The following is a 16,440-nucleotide window of genomic DNA, read 5'->3' on the forward strand; positions in this document are numbered from 1 at the left end:
AACTGCACGTCCTGTGAGGCGTGGAAGGGAGAGAACCGCATGACCGACCCCACCCCCGACACCTCGCGGGTGCTGGGCCCCGAGGCGATCCGTCGGGCCCTGACCCGCATCGCCCACGAAATCCTCGAGAGCGACCATGGCGCCGAGGATCTCGTGCTGCTGGGCATCCCGCATCGCGGAGTCCCGCTCGCCGAGCGCCTGGCCGCGCAGATCGCCCGCGCCGAAGGGATCGAGGATCCCACGCAGATCGCCGAGCTCCACGGCTCCCTGGACATCACCCTGTACCGGGATGACCTGCGCAAGAACCCCACCCGGGCCCCCGGGCCCACGCGGATCCCGCGCCGCGGCATCGACGGGCGCACCGTCGTGCTCGTCGATGACGTCCTCTACTCCGGCCGCACCGTCCGCGCCGCACTGGACGCGCTCGGAGCGATCGGCCGCCCGGCCGCCGTGCGCCTGGCCGTCCTGGTGGACCGTGGGCACCGCGAACTGCCGATCCGCGCCGACCACGTCGGCAAGAACCTGCCCACCTCCCGCAGCGAGCGCGTGCACGTGCAGCTGACGGAGAGCGATGGTCAGGATGCCGTGGACATCGTGCGCCCCTCGCGCGGGACGGAGCAGGCATGAGGCACTTCATCTCCATCGCCGATCTCAACCGCGAACAGGCCGTCGAACTGCTCGCCACCGCCGAGCACATGGCCGAGACGCAGTCCCGCTCCATCCGCAAGCTCCCCACCCTCGTGGGCAGCACCGTGGTGAACCTCTTCTTCGAAGACTCCACCCGCACCCGCATCAGCTTCGAGGCCGCCGCGAAGCGCCTGTCCGCGGACGTCATCAACTTCTCCGCCAAAGGCTCGTCCCTCTCCAAGGGCGAATCCCTCAAGGACACCGCGCTGACCCTGCAGGCCATGGGGGCCGACGCGGTCGTCGTGCGCTCGTCCTCCTCCGGCGCCGCGCACCTGCTGGCCCACGCCGGCTGGATCGACCAGCCCATCGTCAACGCCGGCGACGGCGCCCATGAGCACCCCACCCAGGCGATGCTCGACGCCTTCACCCTGCGCCGCCACCTACGCCCCGGCGACGTCCGCGGAGGCCTGGACGGCCTGCACGTGGTGATCGTCGGCGATGTCCTGCACTCCCGCGTGGCCCGCTCGAACGTGCTGCTGATGACCCTGCTGGGCGCCCGCGTCACCCTCGTCGCCCCGCCCGCGCTCGTGCCCGTCGGCGCCACCACCTGGCCCTGCGAGATCAGCTACGACCTCGATGACGCCCTCGCCAGCGGTCCTGACGCCGTGATGATGCTGCGCGTGCAGCGCGAACGCATGGTCGGCGGCGGCTACTTCCCGACCGCCGAAGAGTACTCCCGCCGCTACGGCCTGACCGCCGCCCGCGCCGACCGCCTGCCCGCCCACAGCATCGTCATGCACCCCGGGCCCATGAACCGCGGCTTCGAGATCGCCGGATCCGTGGCGGACTCCCCGCGCAGCGTGATCGTCGAACAGGTCGCCTCCGGCGTGTTCGTGCGCATGGCCGTCCTCTACCACCTGCTCGCCACCGACGTCCGGGAGACCGACCGATGACCACGACCACCCCGAACACCGCCCCGATCCCGACGCTTCTGATCCGCGGCGGCCGGCCCTACGGCGAGGACATCCAGGACCTGCTGCTGGCAGATGGCCGCATCACCGCGGTCGGCCCGGACCTCGAGGCCCCCGAGGATGCCGAGGTGATCGACGCCGAAGGCTGCATCATTCTGCCGGGCCTCGTGGACCTGCATACCCACCTGCGCGAACCCGGCGGGGAAGAGGCGGAGACCATCGAATCCGGCACCCGCGCCGCCGCCCGCGGCGGCTTCACCGCCGTGCACGCCATGGCCAACACCACCCCCGTCGCCGACACCGCCGGTGTGGTCGAGCAGGTGGCACGGCAGGGCGAGGCGGCCGGCTGGTGCGAGGTGCGGCCCGTCGGCGCCGTCACCGTGGGCCTGGCGGGGGAGCGCCTGGCCGAGCTCGACGCCATGGCCACCTCCCGCGCTCGCGTGCGCGTGTTCAGTGACGACGGGAAGTGCGTGCACGACCCCGTGCTGATGCGCCGCGCCCTCGAATATGTCAAGGCCTTCGACGGCGTCATCGCCCAGCACTCCCAGGACCCCCGCCTGACCGAGGGCTCCCAGATGCACGAGGGCCTGGTCTCCGCGGAGCTGGGCCTGGCCGGCTGGCCCGCCGTCGCCGAAGAGTCGATCATCGCCCGCGACGTGCTGCTGGCCCAGCACGTGGGCTCGCGGCTGCACGTGTGCCACCTCTCCACCGCCGGGAGCGTGGACATCGTCCGCTGGGCCAAGCAGCGCGGCATCGACGTGACCTGCGAGGTCACCCCGCACCACCTGCTGCTGACCGATGAACGGGTGCGCACCTTCGACGCCGTCAACAAGGTGAACCCTCCGCTGCGCACCGCCGCGGACGTCGAAGCGGTCCGCACCGGACTGGCCGACGGGACGATCGACATCGTCGCCACCGACCACGCCCCGCATCCGGCCGATGCCAAGGACCGTGAATGGGACCAGGCGGCGATGGGCATGACCGGGCTCGAGACCGCGCTCGCGATCGTGCAGCACACCATGGTCGACGAGAACCGCCTGAGCTGGCGAGACATCGCCCGGGTGCTCTCAGAGCAGCCCGCCCGCATCGGCCGCGATGAGGACCAGGGCCGTCCCCTGCAGGCCGGGGAGGCCGCGAACATCCTGGTGTGGGACCCGCGCCCCCGCCGCATGGTGGATGTGGCCGAGCATGCCTCCCGCAGCAGCAACTCACCGTTCGCGGGCCTTGAGCTGCCGGGGCTGAACCGGCTCACGGTCCTGAAGGGCCGACCCACCGTGCGTGACGGGGCGGTGGTCCAGCGGTGAGCGACCGCATCCTGCCGGTACTGCTGCTGGCCGCCCTGTTCGCCGGGGCCATGGCCCTGATGTACCTGGGGTGGCGCTCGCGCGGTCGCTCCCAGGCCGATGTTCCCGCCCCACCGCCGGACGCACCGCTCGAGCAGCTCGGCGAGACTCTCGCCGAGGGCCCCTTCGAGGCGGTCTACGTCTCCACCGTCCGCGCGGGTGACCCCCTGGACCGCATCGTCGCCCACGGCCTCGGCTCCCGCTCCCGCGCCCGCATCAGCGTGGGCAGTGCGGGCACCTGGCGGATAGACCGCGAGGGCGCCCGCTCCTTCACCCTGCCCGCTGACACGGTCACCGGCCTGTTCACCACCCCCGGCATCGCCGGCAAGGCCGTGGGCGGTGATGGCCTGCTGCTGATCCGCTGGCAGCTGAGCGAGAACGCCCCCGCCCTGGACACCGGCCTGCGCATGGACCGCCGCGCCGACCACGATCTCCTGCTGACCCGGAAGGAGCTGGCATGACACCTCCGGCCCCCCTGACCCCCTCCACCCCGCCGCGCCGGGTGCGCCCCGAACCGGCACTGCTGATCCTCGAGGACGGCACCATCCTGCACGGCTCCGCCTTCGGCGCCCGCGGCGCACGGCTGGGCGAAGTGGTGTTCTCCACCGGGATGACCGGCTACCAGGAGACCCTCTCCGACCCCTCCTACGCCGGTCAGATCGTCGTGCAGACCGCCCCGCACATCGGCAACACCGGCGCGAACGCCGCGGATATGGAGTCCTCCCGGGTGTGGGTGCGCGGCTACGCGGTGCGCGATGCCAGCCGCATCGCCTCGAGCTTCCGCGCCGAACAGACCCTGGATGACCTGCTGATCAGCAACGAAGTGGTGGGTATCGCGGATATCGACACCCGCATGCTCACCCGGCGTCTGCGCGAGCACGGCGCCATGCGCGGCGGCATCTTCTCCGGCGCCGCCCTCGAGACCGACGAGAGCGAGCTGCTCGAGCAGGTGCGCTCCCAGCCCGCCATGGCCGGCGCGAACTTCCTCGAGGAGGTGACGATCGCCCAGCCCATCCTGCTGCAGCCCGAGCAGGAGCCGGTCGCGACAGTCGCGGCCGTGGACCTCGGCATCAAGGGCGCGACCCCGCGCCAGATGCTCGAGCGGGGCCTGGCCGTCCACCTGCTGCCGGCCACCACCACCCTCGAGGACCTGCTGGCCCTGGACGTGGATGCCGTGTTCTTCTCCAACGGGCCCGGTGACCCCGCCGCCGCCACCGCCCAGATCGACCTGCTGCGCGGCGTGCTCGATGCCGGCCTGCCGTTCTTCGGCATCTGTTTCGGCAACCAGCTTCTGGGCCGCGCCCTGGGCCTTGGCACCTACAAGCTGCGATTCGGCCACCGGGGCATCAACCAGCCCGTCAAGGACCTGCAGACCGGCCAGGTGTCCATTACCGCCCAGAACCACGGCTTCGCCGTCGACCTGCCGATCGAGGGCATCCACACCGCCCCGCATGACGACGGACGCTACGGCCGCGTCCAGGTCAGCCACATGTGCCTCAACGACGACGTCGTGGAGGGCCTGCGCTGCCTGGACATCCCGGCGTTCTCCGTCCAGTACCACCCCGAGGCGGCTAGCGGCCCGCATGACGCCGTAGACCTGTTCGATCGCTTCACCGAGCTCGCCGTCGCCCATCGGGCCGGCCGCAAGGAGTCCTGATGCCCCGCCGCCCTGATCTCCACTCCGTCCTGGTCATCGGCTCCGGCCCGATCGTCATCGGCCAGGCCGCCGAGTTCGACTATTCCGGCACCCAGGCCTGCCGGGTGCTGCGCGAGGAGGGACTGCGGGTCATCCTCGTCAACTCCAACCCGGCGACGATCATGACAGACCCGGACATCGCCGATGTCACCTACATCGAGCCGATCGACCCGGCGATCATCCGCTCGATCATCGCCAAGGAGCGACCCGACGCGATCCTGCCGACCCTCGGCGGGCAGACCGCGCTGAACGCCGCGATCGCCCTCGCCGAGGACGGCACCCTCGAGGAGTTCGGCGTCGAGATGATCGGCGCGAGCCTCGAGGCGATCCAGAAGGCCGAGGACCGCCAGAAGTTCAAGGAGGTCGTCGAGCGGGTGGGCGGCGAGTCCGCGCGCTCCCGGATCTGCCACACGATGGACGAGCTGCTCGCAGCCGCCGACGAGCTCGGCTACCCGATGGTGGTGCGCCCGAGCTTCACCATGGGCGGCCTCGGCTCCGGTATGGCCTACGATGAAGCGGACCTGCGCCGCATCGGCGGGGACGGCCTTCACTACTCGCCCACCTCCGAAGTCCTGCTCGAGGAGTCGATCCTGGGGTGGAAGGAGTTCGAGCTCGAGCTGATGCGCGACGGCGCGGACAACTGCGTGGTGATCTGCTCGATCGAGAACGTCGACCCCGTCGGCGTGCACACCGGCGACTCCGTGACCGTCGCCCCCGCCCTGACGCTCACCGACGTGGAGCTGCAGCACCTGCGGGACCTCGGCATCGCGATCATCCGCGAGGTCGGCGTGGACACCGGCGGCTGCAACGTCCAGTTCGCCACCCACCCCGAGACCGGCCGCGTCGTCGTCATCGAGATGAACCCGCGCGTCTCCCGCTCCTCGGCGCTCGCCTCGAAGGCCACCGGCTTCCCGATCGCGAAGATCGCCGCGCGCGTGGCCATCGGCTACACCCTCGATGAGATCCGCAACGACATCACCGGGACCACTCCGGCGAGCTTCGAGCCGGCGCTCGACTACGTGGTGGTGAAGGTTCCGCGCTTCGCCTTCGAGAAGTTCCCTGCCGCCGACCCGACGCTGACCACCACCATGAAGTCGGTGGGGGAGGCGATGGCGCTGGGCCGGAACTTCACCGAGGCTCTCGGCAAGGCGCAGCGTTCCGTGGATGTGAAGGGTGCCCAGCTGGACTACCGCGGTGAGCCGCCCACCGCGCAGGAGATCACCGCCCTGCTCGATGGGGTGCGCACCCCCACCGCGGAGCGGCTGCGGGAGATCGCCCGCATCCTGTGGGCCGCCGCTGAAGGCGTCGTGGATGCCGCGGAGACCGTGCAGGCCCTCGTGGAGGCCACCGCGATCGACCCCTGGTTCCTGGACCAGATGCTGCTGGTCGCCGAGATCGCCGCGGAGATCCGCCGCAGCGAGGTGCTCGATGCGCAGCTGCTGCGCCTGGCCAAGCGTCACGGTCTGTCCGATGAGCAGATCGGGGCGCTCAGCGGCCGCAGCGCCGAGGTGGTCAAGGGCGTGCGGCAGGCACTCGGCATCACGCCCGTGTTCAAGACCGTGGACACCTGCGCCGGGGAGTTCGCCTCCCGCACCCCGTACCACTACTCCAGCTACGACCAGGAGACCGAGATCCAGCCGCGGGAGAGGCCCGCGATCCTCATCCTCGGCTCCGGCCCCAACCGCATCGGCCAGGGCATCGAGTTCGACTACTCGTGCGTCCACGCGGCGCTCGCGCTCGGGGACCCGGAGCTGCCCGGCGGCGGCTACGAAACCGTCATGGTCAACTGCAACCCTGAGACCGTCTCCACCGACTACGACATCGCCGACCGGCTCTACTTCGAACCGCTCACGGTCGAGGACGTGATCGGGGTGTACGAGGCGGAGAAGGCCGCCGGACCCGTGGCCGGGGTGATCGTCCAGCTGGGTGGGCAGACCCCGCTGTCGCTCGCCCGCCGTCTGGAGGCCGAGGGACTGCCGATCATCGGCACCAGCCCCGCCGCGATCGACAACGCCGAGGACCGCGGCCACTTCGGGGCGGTCCTCGCGCAGGCCGAGCTGCCCGCACCGCCGTACGGGACCGCCTGGGCGCTCAGCGATGCGATCGAGGTCGCCGCCCGCGTGGGCTACCCCGTCCTCGTGCGCCCCAGCTACGTGCTGGGCGGGCGCGGCATGGAGATCGTCTTCGACCAGGACGGCCTGGTGGACTACGTCTCGCGGAATCTGCCCGACGGCGGGCGCGCCGAGGCTCCGATCCTCATCGACTCCTTCCTCGATACGGCGATCGAGATCGACGTGGACGCCCTGTACGACGGCACCGAGCTGTACCTCGCCGGCGTCATGGAGCACATCGAGGAGGCCGGCATCCACTCCGGTGACTCCGCCTGCACCCTGCCGCCGATCACCCTGTCCGCGGCGATGATCGAGCGGATCCGTACCTCCACCCGCGCGATCGCCGAGGGCGTGGGGGTGCGCGGCCTGCTGAACGTCCAGTTCGCCCTCTCCCAGGGCACCCTGTACGTCCTCGAGGCGAACCCCCGCGCCTCTCGCACCGTGCCGTTCGTCGCCAAGGCCACCGGAGTGGCGCTCGCCCGAGCCGCCGCGCTGCTCATGGCCGGCACCTCGATCGCTGATCTGCGGCGCGGCGGGGTGCTGCCCGCTGAAGGCGACGGCACCACCTGCCCGGACGATGCCCCGATCGCCGTGAAGGAAGCGGTGCTGCCCTTCAAACGCTTCCGCACCCGCGAGGGACGGGCCGTGGACTCCATCCTGGGGCCCGAGATGCGTTCGACCGGCGAGGTGATGGGACTGGACTCCACCTTCCCGCTCGCGTTCGCGAAGTCCCAGCTGGCGATCTCGGGGCAGGGCCTGCCCACCTCTGGCCGGGCCTTCGTGTCCGTGTCCGACCGCGACAAGCGCTCCCTGCCCCTGCCGGTGGCGCGTCTGGCCGCCCTGGGCTTCGAGATCCTCACCACCGCCGGAACCGGCAAGGTGCTGCAGCGCTACGGCATCCCGGCCCGCGTGCTGCGCAAGGCCTCCGAGGCCGGGGATGCGCCGAGCGTCATCGACCTCATCGAATCCGGTGAGGTGGATCTGGTGCTGAACACGCCCTCGGGCTCCAACGCTCGGGTGGACGGCTACGCCATCCGCGCGGCCGCCACCAGCATGGACGTGCCGATGATCACGACGCTGCAGGAGTTCCAGGCGGCGGTCCAGGCGATCGAGGCGAGGCCCGTGGAGCCCTTCGAGGTGCGCAGCCTGCAGGACCTCACCGTCCAGCTGACCGCCGCCCGGGAACCGCACAGCGCGGCGGGAGCGGGTCGATGAGCACTGTGCCCCAGACCTTCGGAACGCGGCTGCAGGCCGCTGTCGCCGCCCAGGGCCCGATCATCGCCGGCATCGACCCGCATGCGAGCCTGCTGGCCGATTGGGGGCTGAGCGATGATGCTGCGGGGCTGCGGGAATTCTCCCGCCGCACCCTCCTGGCCGTGCACGGCGAGGTCGCCGCCGTGAAGCCGCAGTCCGCCTTCTTCGAACGGCACGGCTCCGCCGGCGTCGCGGTGCTCGAGGAGCTGCTGGCCGCCGCCCGGGAGCTCGGGATCCTCACGATCCTCGACGTCAAGCGCGGGGACATCGGCTCCACCATGGGCGCCTACGCGCGAACGCACCTGCGCCCCGGCGCCCCGCTGGAGGCCGATGCGATCACCGTCAGCCCCTTCCTCGGCACAGGATCGCTGGACCCCGCCGTGGATCTCGCGCTCGAGCACGGCAAGGGTCTGTTCGTCCTGGCCCTCACCTCCAACCCCGATGGACCGCAGGTCCAGCACGCCAGAGCAGACGACGGCACGCCGGTAGCGTGTCATATCGCGCGATATGCGCAGGAACGCGGCGGTGGGGGAGAGGACCGCTGGTCCAGCATCGGTCTGGTGGTCGGCGCGACCGTCGGCGACGCCTATCAGCGCCTGGGACTGGACCGCGCGGCCCCCTCAGCTCCGCTGCTCGCACCGGGCTTCGGAGCGCAGGGCGCGGGGCCTCTCGAAAGGACCGCTGTCTTCGGTGACAGTGCAGGTCACGTGCTGGTTTCGCTGTCTCGTGGGCTGCTCGCGGCGGGCCCCGAGGCCGAGCTGCTGCAGCGCCGTGCTGCCGAGCTGCGTGCCGCCTACGCCTGAGGCGCGCCACCGGTCCGCTCGCCGCGTGCCGGTGGCCGTTCTCCGGAGCCCAAGACCGTCGCCCAGGCCGCCCCGGCGGGTGCTGATTCGCATCGGACCTGGCAAAAGATGTGTCGAACGTGCACGGCGTCACCCTTATGGGGTTACGCTCTACCCACTACCGAGGTCCTCCCGGATCTCGCCGTCATCAGCAAGAGAACAAGAGGTAAGAACCGTGGCTCTCCCTCCCCTCACCCCCGAACAGCGCGCTGAGGCCCTCAAGAAGGCCGCCGAGGCCCGTCGCGAGCGTGCGGCCATCAAGGCCCGTCTGAAGGACAGCGCCGGCCGCCGCGGCGAGGAGATCAAGAAGGTCCTCGCCGAGGCGGAGACCAACGAGATCGTCGGCCGTCTGCGCGTGTCCGCGCTGCTGGAGGCCCTGCCCGGCGTGGGCAAGGTCAAGGCCCAGCAGATCATGGAGGAGATCGGCATCTCCCCGTCCCGCAAGATACGCGGCCTCGGCTCCCACCAGGCGGAGAAGCTGGTCGCCCACTTCTCCGAGTGACCTCTTCGCATCCCGGGGTCGGCGCAGCAGCGGCGCCGACCCCGGTCACCGTTCTGGCGGGCCCCACCGCCGTCGGCAAGGGGACCGTCTCCGCCGCCATTCGCGAGCGCTACCCGCAGATCTGGCTGTCGGTCTCGTGCACCACCCGCGCTCCGCGCCCGGGCGAGGTGGACGGCGTGCACTACCACTTCATCCCCGAGCCGCGCTTCCGCGAGCTCGCGGACAGCGGGCAGATGCTCGAATGGGCCGTGGTCCATGGCCGCAACACGTACGGCACGCCGCGCGGCCCGGTCGAGGCGGCCGTCGCCCAGGGGCGTCCCGTGCTGCTGGAGATCGATCTGGCCGGTGCCCGGCAGATCCGCGAGACCATGCCGGATGCGCGGTTCGTGTTCCTCGCCCCGCCGGACTGGGACACCCTCGTCCAGCGCCTCGTGGGCCGCGGCACCGAAGACGCCGAGGAGCGTGAGCGGCGGCTGGAGACCGCGCGTGTGGAGCTCGCCGCCGAAGGCGAGTTCGACGTCACCATCGTCAACGACGAGGTGGACCGTGCCGCCGACGAGCTCGCGACCCTGATGGGCGTGCGAGACATCACCTGACCCGTCGGTCGCGCCCCTCGCCTCACGCGCACGGGGCGCGTATGCTGGATCGTTGCACGCCTCAACTCAGGAAGGGACATCCGTGGCCGGAACTGTCGCGCAGCCCGAGGGCATCACCAACCCCCCGATCGACCGTCTGCTGGAGACCGTCGATTCGAAGTACGCCCTGGTGCTCTACGCCTCCCAGCGCGCCCGCCAGATCAACTCCTACTACTCCCAGCTCTCCGAGGGGTTGCTGGAGTTCGTCGGCCCCCTGGTGGACGTGGAGAACCAGGAGAAGCCCCTGTCCATCGCCCTGCGCGAGATCGATGAGGGCCTGCTGACCGTCCGCGAGGTGGACGAGGAGGAGCTGGCCGCTCAGAACGAGCCGGACCCCGACGCGCCCGCCCCGCTGCTGCTGGGCGATGACGCCCCCGAGGCTCCGCCCGCAGACTTCACTCTCTGATCCCCGCTGATCCCGTCCCGCCGGAGGAGCCGATGAGCCCCGCGCCCCGCACCCTCGAAGGTGCCCGCGTCCTGGTGGGCGTCGGCGGTGGGATCGCCGCCTACAAGACCGCGCACCTGGTGCGCGGTCTTGTCGCATCCGGCGCCGAGGTGCACGTCGTGCCCACCGCGAGCTCGCTCGAGTTCGTGGGCCGCGCCACCTGGGAGGCTCTCAGCCACCATCGCGTGCTCACGAGCGTATTCCAGGACGTCGACGAGGTCGCCCATGTGCGCTACGGCCAGGAGGCGGACCTCGTGGTCATCGCCCCGGCGACCGCGGACCTGCTGGCCCGCCTGCGTGCGGGGCGGGCCGATGACATGCTCACCGCCTCCGTGCTGGTGGCCCGCTGCCCCGTCGTCGTGGCGCCTGCGATGCACACCGAGATGTGGGAGCACCCCGCCACGGTCGAGAACGTGCGGGTGCTGCGCGAACGCGGCATCACCGTCCTCGAGCCCGCCGTGGGGCGCCTGACCGGACCGGACTCGGGCCCCGGCCGCCTGCCCGAACCCGCCGCGATCCTCGAGGCCGCGCGCGCAGCGATCGCCGCGCCTCGCAATGAGCGCGGGGGAGCACTCCGGGACCTCGCCGGTCACGAGATCCTCATCACCGCCGGTGGCACCCGCGAAGAGCTCGACCCCGTCCGGTTCCTCGCCAACCACTCCTCCGGCAAACAGGGCTGGGCCCTCGCGCACGCCGCTCTGGTCCGCGGCGCCCGCGTCCGCCTCATCGCCGCGAACGTGCAGCTGGACACCCCGCCCGGGGTCGAGCGCGAGGACGTGGTCTCCGCCGCGGACCTCGCCGCGAGCGTGGCCACGCACCGCACGGAGATCGACGCGCTGATCATGGCCGCCGCCGTCGCGGACTTCACCGCCGCAGGACGCGCAGAGCAGAAGATCAAGAAGGACGAATCCGCCCCGGAGGCCGTGCCCACCCTCCAGCTGACCCGCACCGAGGATGTGCTGCGCGCCAGCGTGCTCGCCCGCGGTGAGGAGCAGCGGCCGCTCATCGTCGGCTTCGCCGCGGAGACCGGCGGGCAGGACGCCAACGCCCGCGAGCTCGCCCAGGCCAAGGCCCGTCGCAAGGGCGCGGACCTGCTGGTGTTCAACGACCTCACGCGCGGGGTGTTCGGCGCAGAGGACAACGCCGTGGAGATCCTCGACGCCCAGGGGGATGAGGTCACCGCGTGCGAAGGCAGCAAGATCCTGGTGGCCCATGCGGTGATCGATGAGCTCGCCCGTCGGCTCCCGGACGTACCCTGTACCCCATGACCACCAGCGAACTGCGCACCTTCACGTCCGAATCGGTCACCGAAGGGCACCCCGACAAGATCTGCGACCAGATCTCCGATGCGATCCTCGATGACCTCCTGGCGCAGGACACCGGAGCGCGGGTGGCGGTGGAGACCCTCGTGACCACGGGGCTGGTGCATGTGGCCGGGGAGGTGCGCACCAGCGGGTACAGCGACGTCGCGACGATCGTGCGCGATGTGATCCGCGAGATCGGCTACGACTCCTCCGAGAAGGGCTTCGACGCGGACTCCTGCGGCGTCCAGGTCTCCATCGGCGCGCAGTCCCCGGACATCGCCCAGGGCGTGGACACCTCCTTCGAGGCCCGCGGCCGCAGCGATGCGGAGGTCTTCGCCCGCCTCGGCGCCGGGGATCAGGGCCTCATGTTCGGCTACGCCTGCAGGGACACCCCCGAGCTGATGCCGCTGCCCATCCATGCTGCGCACCGTCTTACCCAGAACCTCTCGACCGCCCGCCGCGACGGCGTCCTGCCCTACCTGCGTCCTGACGGCAAGACGCAGGTCTCCATCGGCTACGACGAGGACGGCGTGGCCCGCAGTGTCGAGGCGGTCGTGGTCTCCATCCAGCACCGCGAGGACGTGGACCTCGACAGCCAGCTCGCCCCCGCCATCTCGAAGGTGGTCATCGCCCCGGTGCTCGAGGAACTCGCGGGCCTGGGACTGAACACCGATGACGTCGTCACCCACATCAACCCCTCAGGCCGCTTCGTGCTCGGCGGTCCCAAGGGCGATGCGGGCCTGACCGGACGCAAGATCATCGTCGACACCTACGGCGGCATGGCTCGCCACGGCGGTGGCGCCTTCTCCGGCAAGGATCCCTCCAAGGTGGACCGCTCCGGCGCCTACGCCATGCGCTGGGTGGCCAAGAACATCGTCGCCGCCGGACTCGCCGACCGCTGCGAGGTCCAGGTCGCCTATGCGATCGGCGTGGCCGAGCCGGTGGGCCTGTACGTCGAGACCTTCGGCACCGGGAAGGTGCCCGCCCACCAGATCGCAGCCGCGGTGCGGAAGGTCTTCGACCTGCGGCCCGCCGCACTCATCGACGCCCTGGACCTGCTGCGCCCCATCTATGCGCTGACCAGCGTGCACGGCCACTTCGGCCGGGAGCTGCCCGAATTCACCTGGGAGCGCACCGACCGCGCCGAGGAGCTGGAGCGCGCCCTGTGAGCACCCCCCGGCCTCACGGGCCGGGCCGCAGCAGCCTGGACCCCGAGCTCGCCGCCCGCCTCAAGCACGATGCGGACGGACTGCTGACCGCCGTGATCCAGGACGCCACCGACCAGCGGGTCCTCATGGTGGGCTGGATGGACGACGAAGCTCTGTATCGGACCCTGACGACGGGCCGCGTCACCTTCTGGTCTCGCTCACGCCAGGAGCACTGGCGCAAGGGCGACACCTCCGGGCACGTGCAGTGGGTGCGCTCGGTGGCGCTGGACTGCGACGGCGACACTCTCCTGGTCCAGGTGGACCAGGTGGGTGCGGCCTGCCACCGCGGCACCCCCACGTGCTTCGAGGACGGCGACCTCGAGGCCACCGCCCTGGACCCTTCGGAGCGCATCGCATGACCACTCCCGCACAGTCCGACTCCCCGCGCCTCCGCGAGGCCTACCCCGAGCTGGTCACCGGCCGTGACGGTGAAGCTCTCGGCGTGGTCACTCCGGATCGTGAGACCTTCCGCGCCCTCGCCGCCTCGCAGCGCGTCGTCCCCGTGAGCATGCGCCTGCTGGCCGATGAGGACACCCCGATCTCCCTCTACCGGCGCCTGACCGCCGCCGGCGGCACAGAGGGCACCTTCCTGCTCGAATCCGCCGGAGAGGGCGAAGCCTCCCGCTACTCGATCATCGGCGCGCCTGCGCGCGCTATCCTCACCTCCCGCGACGGTGAGGCCTGCTGGCTGGGCGATGCCCCCGCCGGTGTGCCCACCTCCGGCAGCCCCGTCGACGCTCTCGCCGCGGTCGCCGACGCCTTCCGGGCAGCGCGCCAGGACCACCTGCCGCCCTTCACCGGCGGGCTCGTCGGCTACATCGCCTACGACGCGGTGCGGCACTGGGAGAAGCTGCCGGACGCCCCGCCCGATGAGATCGGCCTGCCGGACCTCTCGCTGCTGCTGGCCCAGGACGTTCTCATCCACGATGCTCACGACGCGACCGTCGTGCTCGTCGCGAACGCCCTGAATCTGAATGCGACCGATGAGGGCGTGGATGCCGCCTACGACGACGCTCTGGCGCGCCTGGAGGCGCTGCGCGCCACGCTCACCGGCCCGCGGGAGGGCGCCGCGATGGCCTATGACACGGTCAGCGAGGTCTCCCCGAAGAGCCGCTCCAGCCAGCTGGAGTACGAGCGCGCAGTCGCCGAGGCCGTGCGCGACATCGTCGACGGTGAGATCTTCCAGGTGGTGCCCTCACAGCGCTTCTCCCTGCCCACGGCGGCGGATCCGCTGGACATCTACCGGGTGCTGCGCCGCATGAACCCCAGCCCCTACATGTATCTGCTGCGCACCCGGGATGCCGACGGCACAGCTATCGACGTGGTCGGCGCGAGCCCCGAAGCGCTCGTGACCGTCCGCGGCCGCAGTGCCACCACTCACCCCATCGCCGGATCCCGCCCCCGCGGCGCCACCCCGGACGAGGACGAGCAGCTCGCGACCGAGCTCCTGGCCGACCCCAAGGAGCGCAGCGAGCACCTCATGCTCGTGGACCTTGCCCGCAACGACCTGCAGAAGTTCTGCGAGCCCGGCACTGTTGTGGTGCGCGACTTCATGCATATCGAGCGCTACAGCCACATCCAGCACATCGTCTCCACCGTCACCGGCCACCTGACCGAGGACGCCACCGCGTATGACGCGCTGCGCGCAACCTTCCCGGCCGGCACCCTCTCCGGAGCCCCGAAACCCTCGGCGATGCGGATCATCGACCGTCTCGAACCGGTGCGCCGCGGCATCTACGGCGGCACCGTCGGGTACATCGATTTTGCCGGGGATATGGACATGGCGATCGCTATCCGCACCGCGGTGATCAAGGACGGCACCGCGCATGTGCAGGCCGGCGGGGGAGTGGTCGCCGACTCCGACCCCACCATGGAGCACCGCGAGAGCCAGTCCAAAGCTGCTGCAGCGCTGCGCGCCGTGGCCTCCGCCGACACCCTGCGCCCGGCATGACCCGCTCCCCGCATCCCACTCCCGAGCAGCCGCCTGCGCCGTCCGTTTCCGCAGGATCCCCGGCGCCGACCGCGCGAGACGGGGAGGGGGCGGCTGCGACGCCGCATGCCACCCGCTTGCCCTCGCGGCGACTGACCGTGCTCGCCTCCGCGCTGCTCGCCGGGGCGCTGGCCGGCACCACCCGCCCCACCTGGTTTCTTGCGAGCGGCCCGGACCTCGCCGGCACGGTGCAGCAGGTCCCGGTCTCCGGCACGGAGGCCGCGCCCGCCGTGCTCGCTCTCGCCCTGGCCGGCCTCGCCGCGGCGCTCGCGACGTCCCTGTCCTCCCGCTGGCTGCGCTTGCTCACCGGTCCCGTGCTCATCCTCACGGGCCTCGGCTCCGCTGTCGCCGCGATCAGCGCCCTGCGCAGCCCGCTGCAGGCCGTCCGCGGAGCCCTCGCCCAGGCCACCGGGGTGCTCGGGGCTGACGCCACCGCCGCAGCCACCGCCTGGCCGTGGATCTGCCTCATCCCGGCGCTCGCGCTCGCGAGCATGGGCGTGCTCGTGCTTGTGGCCGGATCCCGTTGGCCCGTCGGCTCCCGGTACCGCGCCGCGACCACCGCCCCCGCTGCGGCGGACCCCGCGACAGATCCCGCGGCCGCCTGGGATGCCCTCACCCGCGGAGAGGACCCCAGCGCGGACGACCCCGATGACGACACCGACGGGCCTGGACCCACAGCGCGCTGACCGGCGCGTCATGGCACAATAGGCCCGACCGGGCCCCCGACTGGAGAAGGACCATGCCGAAGAGCTACGCCGTGCCGCCCCCGCCCCACCACAACGAGGGCAAGACTGCCGCGGGCTGGACCATGAACATCGGGATCGTCCTGGGTGCCGTGGTGATCGCCGTCGGCATGGTCGGCGGCGACATGGCCGGTGGCACGGACCTCAGCTTCCTGCTGTGGGTGGGTGCCGGACTGATCGCGCTGTCCATCATCGTCGGCATCATCATGTCCCGGGCCGGTATGGGCCAGCCCAAGGAGTACGGCAAGCCCGCCGTCGCCCCGGCAGCTGCTCGGACCGAAGCCGCGCACAAGTGACCCTCACGGCGCGGACGGAGCACGGCGCGCCCGTGACCTCGCCCGCGCCGCGGCGAGGCATCCACCGGGCCCTTTTGCCCCTGGGCATCGTCGGCGGGGCAGTCGCCCTCGCCCTCGGAGTGCAGGCGGTATTCAACCCCTTCACGACGCATGTGCCCCTGTGTCTGATCAACCACCTCACGGGCATCGAATGCCCCGGCTGCGGAGCGATCCGCGCCGTCCACGCGGTGCTGGCGGGGGACCTGCTCATGGCGCTGCGCTCCAATGCACTGACCACTCTTGCCCTGCCGCTCGTCGCTGCCGGGTTCGTGCTGTGGACCATCCGTCGTGTCCAGGGCCGCCCCCTGGATCTGCTGCCCTCGCGCACCACCCTGCTCGTGCTGCTGGGCGTCGTCCTGCTCTTCACCATCGCGCGGAACCTCCCGGCCTTCTGGTTCCTCGCCCCGGTCTCGTACGTCGGCGGCTGACCACCG

General features: G+C 71.3%; 17 protein-coding genes. All 17 read left to right on the plus strand.

The annotated features are described in order from the left end of the window. Positions 1-39 precede the first annotated feature (39 nt). The 17 genes from pyrR (at position 40) to CJ197_RS06415 (ending at position 16,434) form a co-directional block, all read left to right on the plus strand. Positions 40-627 carry a bifunctional pyr operon transcriptional regulator/uracil phosphoribosyltransferase PyrR gene (gene pyrR, locus CJ197_RS06335; RefSeq protein ID WP_102235898.1) on the plus strand — a complete coding sequence of 196 codons (588 nt, stop codon included), beginning with the start codon at positions 40-42 and terminating at the stop codon, positions 625-627. After that, on the plus strand, positions 624-1,580 hold the full coding sequence (locus CJ197_RS06340) for an aspartate carbamoyltransferase catalytic subunit (protein WP_102235899.1): 957 nt from the start codon (positions 624-626) through the stop codon (positions 1,578-1,580). The genes pyrR and CJ197_RS06340 overlap by 4 nt, the downstream gene beginning before the upstream one ends. Next, positions 1,577-2,902, plus strand: coding sequence for a dihydroorotase (locus CJ197_RS06345; RefSeq protein ID WP_102235900.1), 1,326 nt, complete (start codon positions 1,577-1,579; stop codon positions 2,900-2,902). Before CJ197_RS06340 ends, CJ197_RS06345 begins: the two co-directional genes overlap by 4 nt. Beyond that, positions 2,899-3,402 (plus strand): hypothetical protein, encoded by a 504-nt coding sequence (locus CJ197_RS06350; protein ID WP_102235901.1) that lies wholly within the window; start codon positions 2,899-2,901, stop codon positions 3,400-3,402. The genes CJ197_RS06345 and CJ197_RS06350 overlap by 4 nt, the downstream gene beginning before the upstream one ends. Next, a complete protein-coding gene (gene carA / locus CJ197_RS06355) occupies positions 3,399-4,598 on the plus strand; it encodes a glutamine-hydrolyzing carbamoyl-phosphate synthase small subunit (RefSeq protein WP_102235902.1) in 1,200 nt (399 codons plus the stop codon). Before CJ197_RS06350 ends, carA begins: the two co-directional genes overlap by 4 nt. Further along, positions 4,598-7,963, plus strand: a complete 3,366-nt coding sequence (gene carB / locus CJ197_RS06360; protein ID WP_102235903.1) for a carbamoyl-phosphate synthase large subunit — start codon at positions 4,598-4,600, stop codon at positions 7,961-7,963. The genes carA and carB overlap by 1 nt, the downstream gene beginning before the upstream one ends. Beyond that, on the plus strand, positions 7,960-8,805 hold the full coding sequence (gene pyrF / locus CJ197_RS06365; RefSeq protein WP_102235904.1) for an orotidine-5'-phosphate decarboxylase: 846 nt from the start codon (positions 7,960-7,962) through the stop codon (positions 8,803-8,805). Before carB ends, pyrF begins: the two co-directional genes overlap by 4 nt. 214 nt (positions 8,806-9,019) lie before the next feature. Further along, entirely contained in the window at positions 9,020-9,346 is a 327-nt protein-coding gene (gene mihF, locus CJ197_RS06370; protein ID WP_102235905.1) for an integration host factor, actinobacterial type, read from the plus strand. Beyond that, positions 9,343-9,942: a guanylate kinase gene (gmk, locus tag CJ197_RS06375; RefSeq protein ID WP_102235906.1), complete on the plus strand. Its 600-nt coding sequence runs from the start codon at positions 9,343-9,345 to the stop codon at positions 9,940-9,942. Before mihF ends, gmk begins: the two co-directional genes overlap by 4 nt. 82 nt (positions 9,943-10,024) lie before the next feature. Then, positions 10,025-10,387: a DNA-directed RNA polymerase subunit omega gene (gene rpoZ, locus CJ197_RS06380; RefSeq protein ID WP_102235907.1), complete on the plus strand. Its 363-nt coding sequence runs from the start codon at positions 10,025-10,027 to the stop codon at positions 10,385-10,387. 32 nt (positions 10,388-10,419) lie between these two features. After that, positions 10,420-11,694, plus strand: a complete 1,275-nt coding sequence (gene coaBC / locus CJ197_RS06385) for a bifunctional phosphopantothenoylcysteine decarboxylase/phosphopantothenate--cysteine ligase CoaBC (protein ID WP_102235908.1) — start codon at positions 10,420-10,422, stop codon at positions 11,692-11,694. After that, on the plus strand, positions 11,691-12,899 hold the full coding sequence (metK, locus tag CJ197_RS06390) for a methionine adenosyltransferase (protein WP_102235909.1): 1,209 nt from the start codon (positions 11,691-11,693) through the stop codon (positions 12,897-12,899). The genes coaBC and metK overlap by 4 nt, the downstream gene beginning before the upstream one ends. Further along, positions 12,896-13,297 (plus strand): phosphoribosyl-AMP cyclohydrolase, encoded by a 402-nt coding sequence (gene hisI, locus CJ197_RS06395; RefSeq protein ID WP_102235910.1) that lies wholly within the window; start codon positions 12,896-12,898, stop codon positions 13,295-13,297. The genes metK and hisI overlap by 4 nt, the downstream gene beginning before the upstream one ends. Continuing rightward, positions 13,294-14,889, plus strand: coding sequence for an anthranilate synthase component I (locus CJ197_RS06400; protein ID WP_102235911.1), 1,596 nt, complete (start codon positions 13,294-13,296; stop codon positions 14,887-14,889). The genes hisI and CJ197_RS06400 overlap by 4 nt, the downstream gene beginning before the upstream one ends. Before the next feature lie 116 nt (positions 14,890-15,005). Continuing rightward, the gene (locus CJ197_RS06405; RefSeq protein WP_233190677.1) at positions 15,006-15,614 is read left to right on the plus strand and encodes a Trp biosynthesis-associated membrane protein; all 609 of its coding nucleotides are present in this window, start codon (positions 15,006-15,008) and stop codon (positions 15,612-15,614) included. A 53-nt stretch (positions 15,615-15,667) separates the two neighbouring features. Beyond that, positions 15,668-15,967, plus strand: coding sequence for an HGxxPAAW family protein (locus CJ197_RS06410; RefSeq protein WP_102235913.1), 300 nt, complete (start codon positions 15,668-15,670; stop codon positions 15,965-15,967). A 32-nt stretch (positions 15,968-15,999) separates the two neighbouring features. Next, positions 16,000-16,434 (plus strand): DUF2752 domain-containing protein, encoded by a 435-nt coding sequence (locus tag CJ197_RS06415; RefSeq protein ID WP_233190678.1) that lies wholly within the window; start codon positions 16,000-16,002, stop codon positions 16,432-16,434. Positions 16,435-16,440 lie beyond the last annotated feature (6 nt).

This window comes from Brachybacterium sp. UMB0905 (genome assembly GCF_002871795.1).
Lineage (GTDB): Bacteria > Actinomycetota > Actinomycetes > Actinomycetales > Dermabacteraceae > Brachybacterium.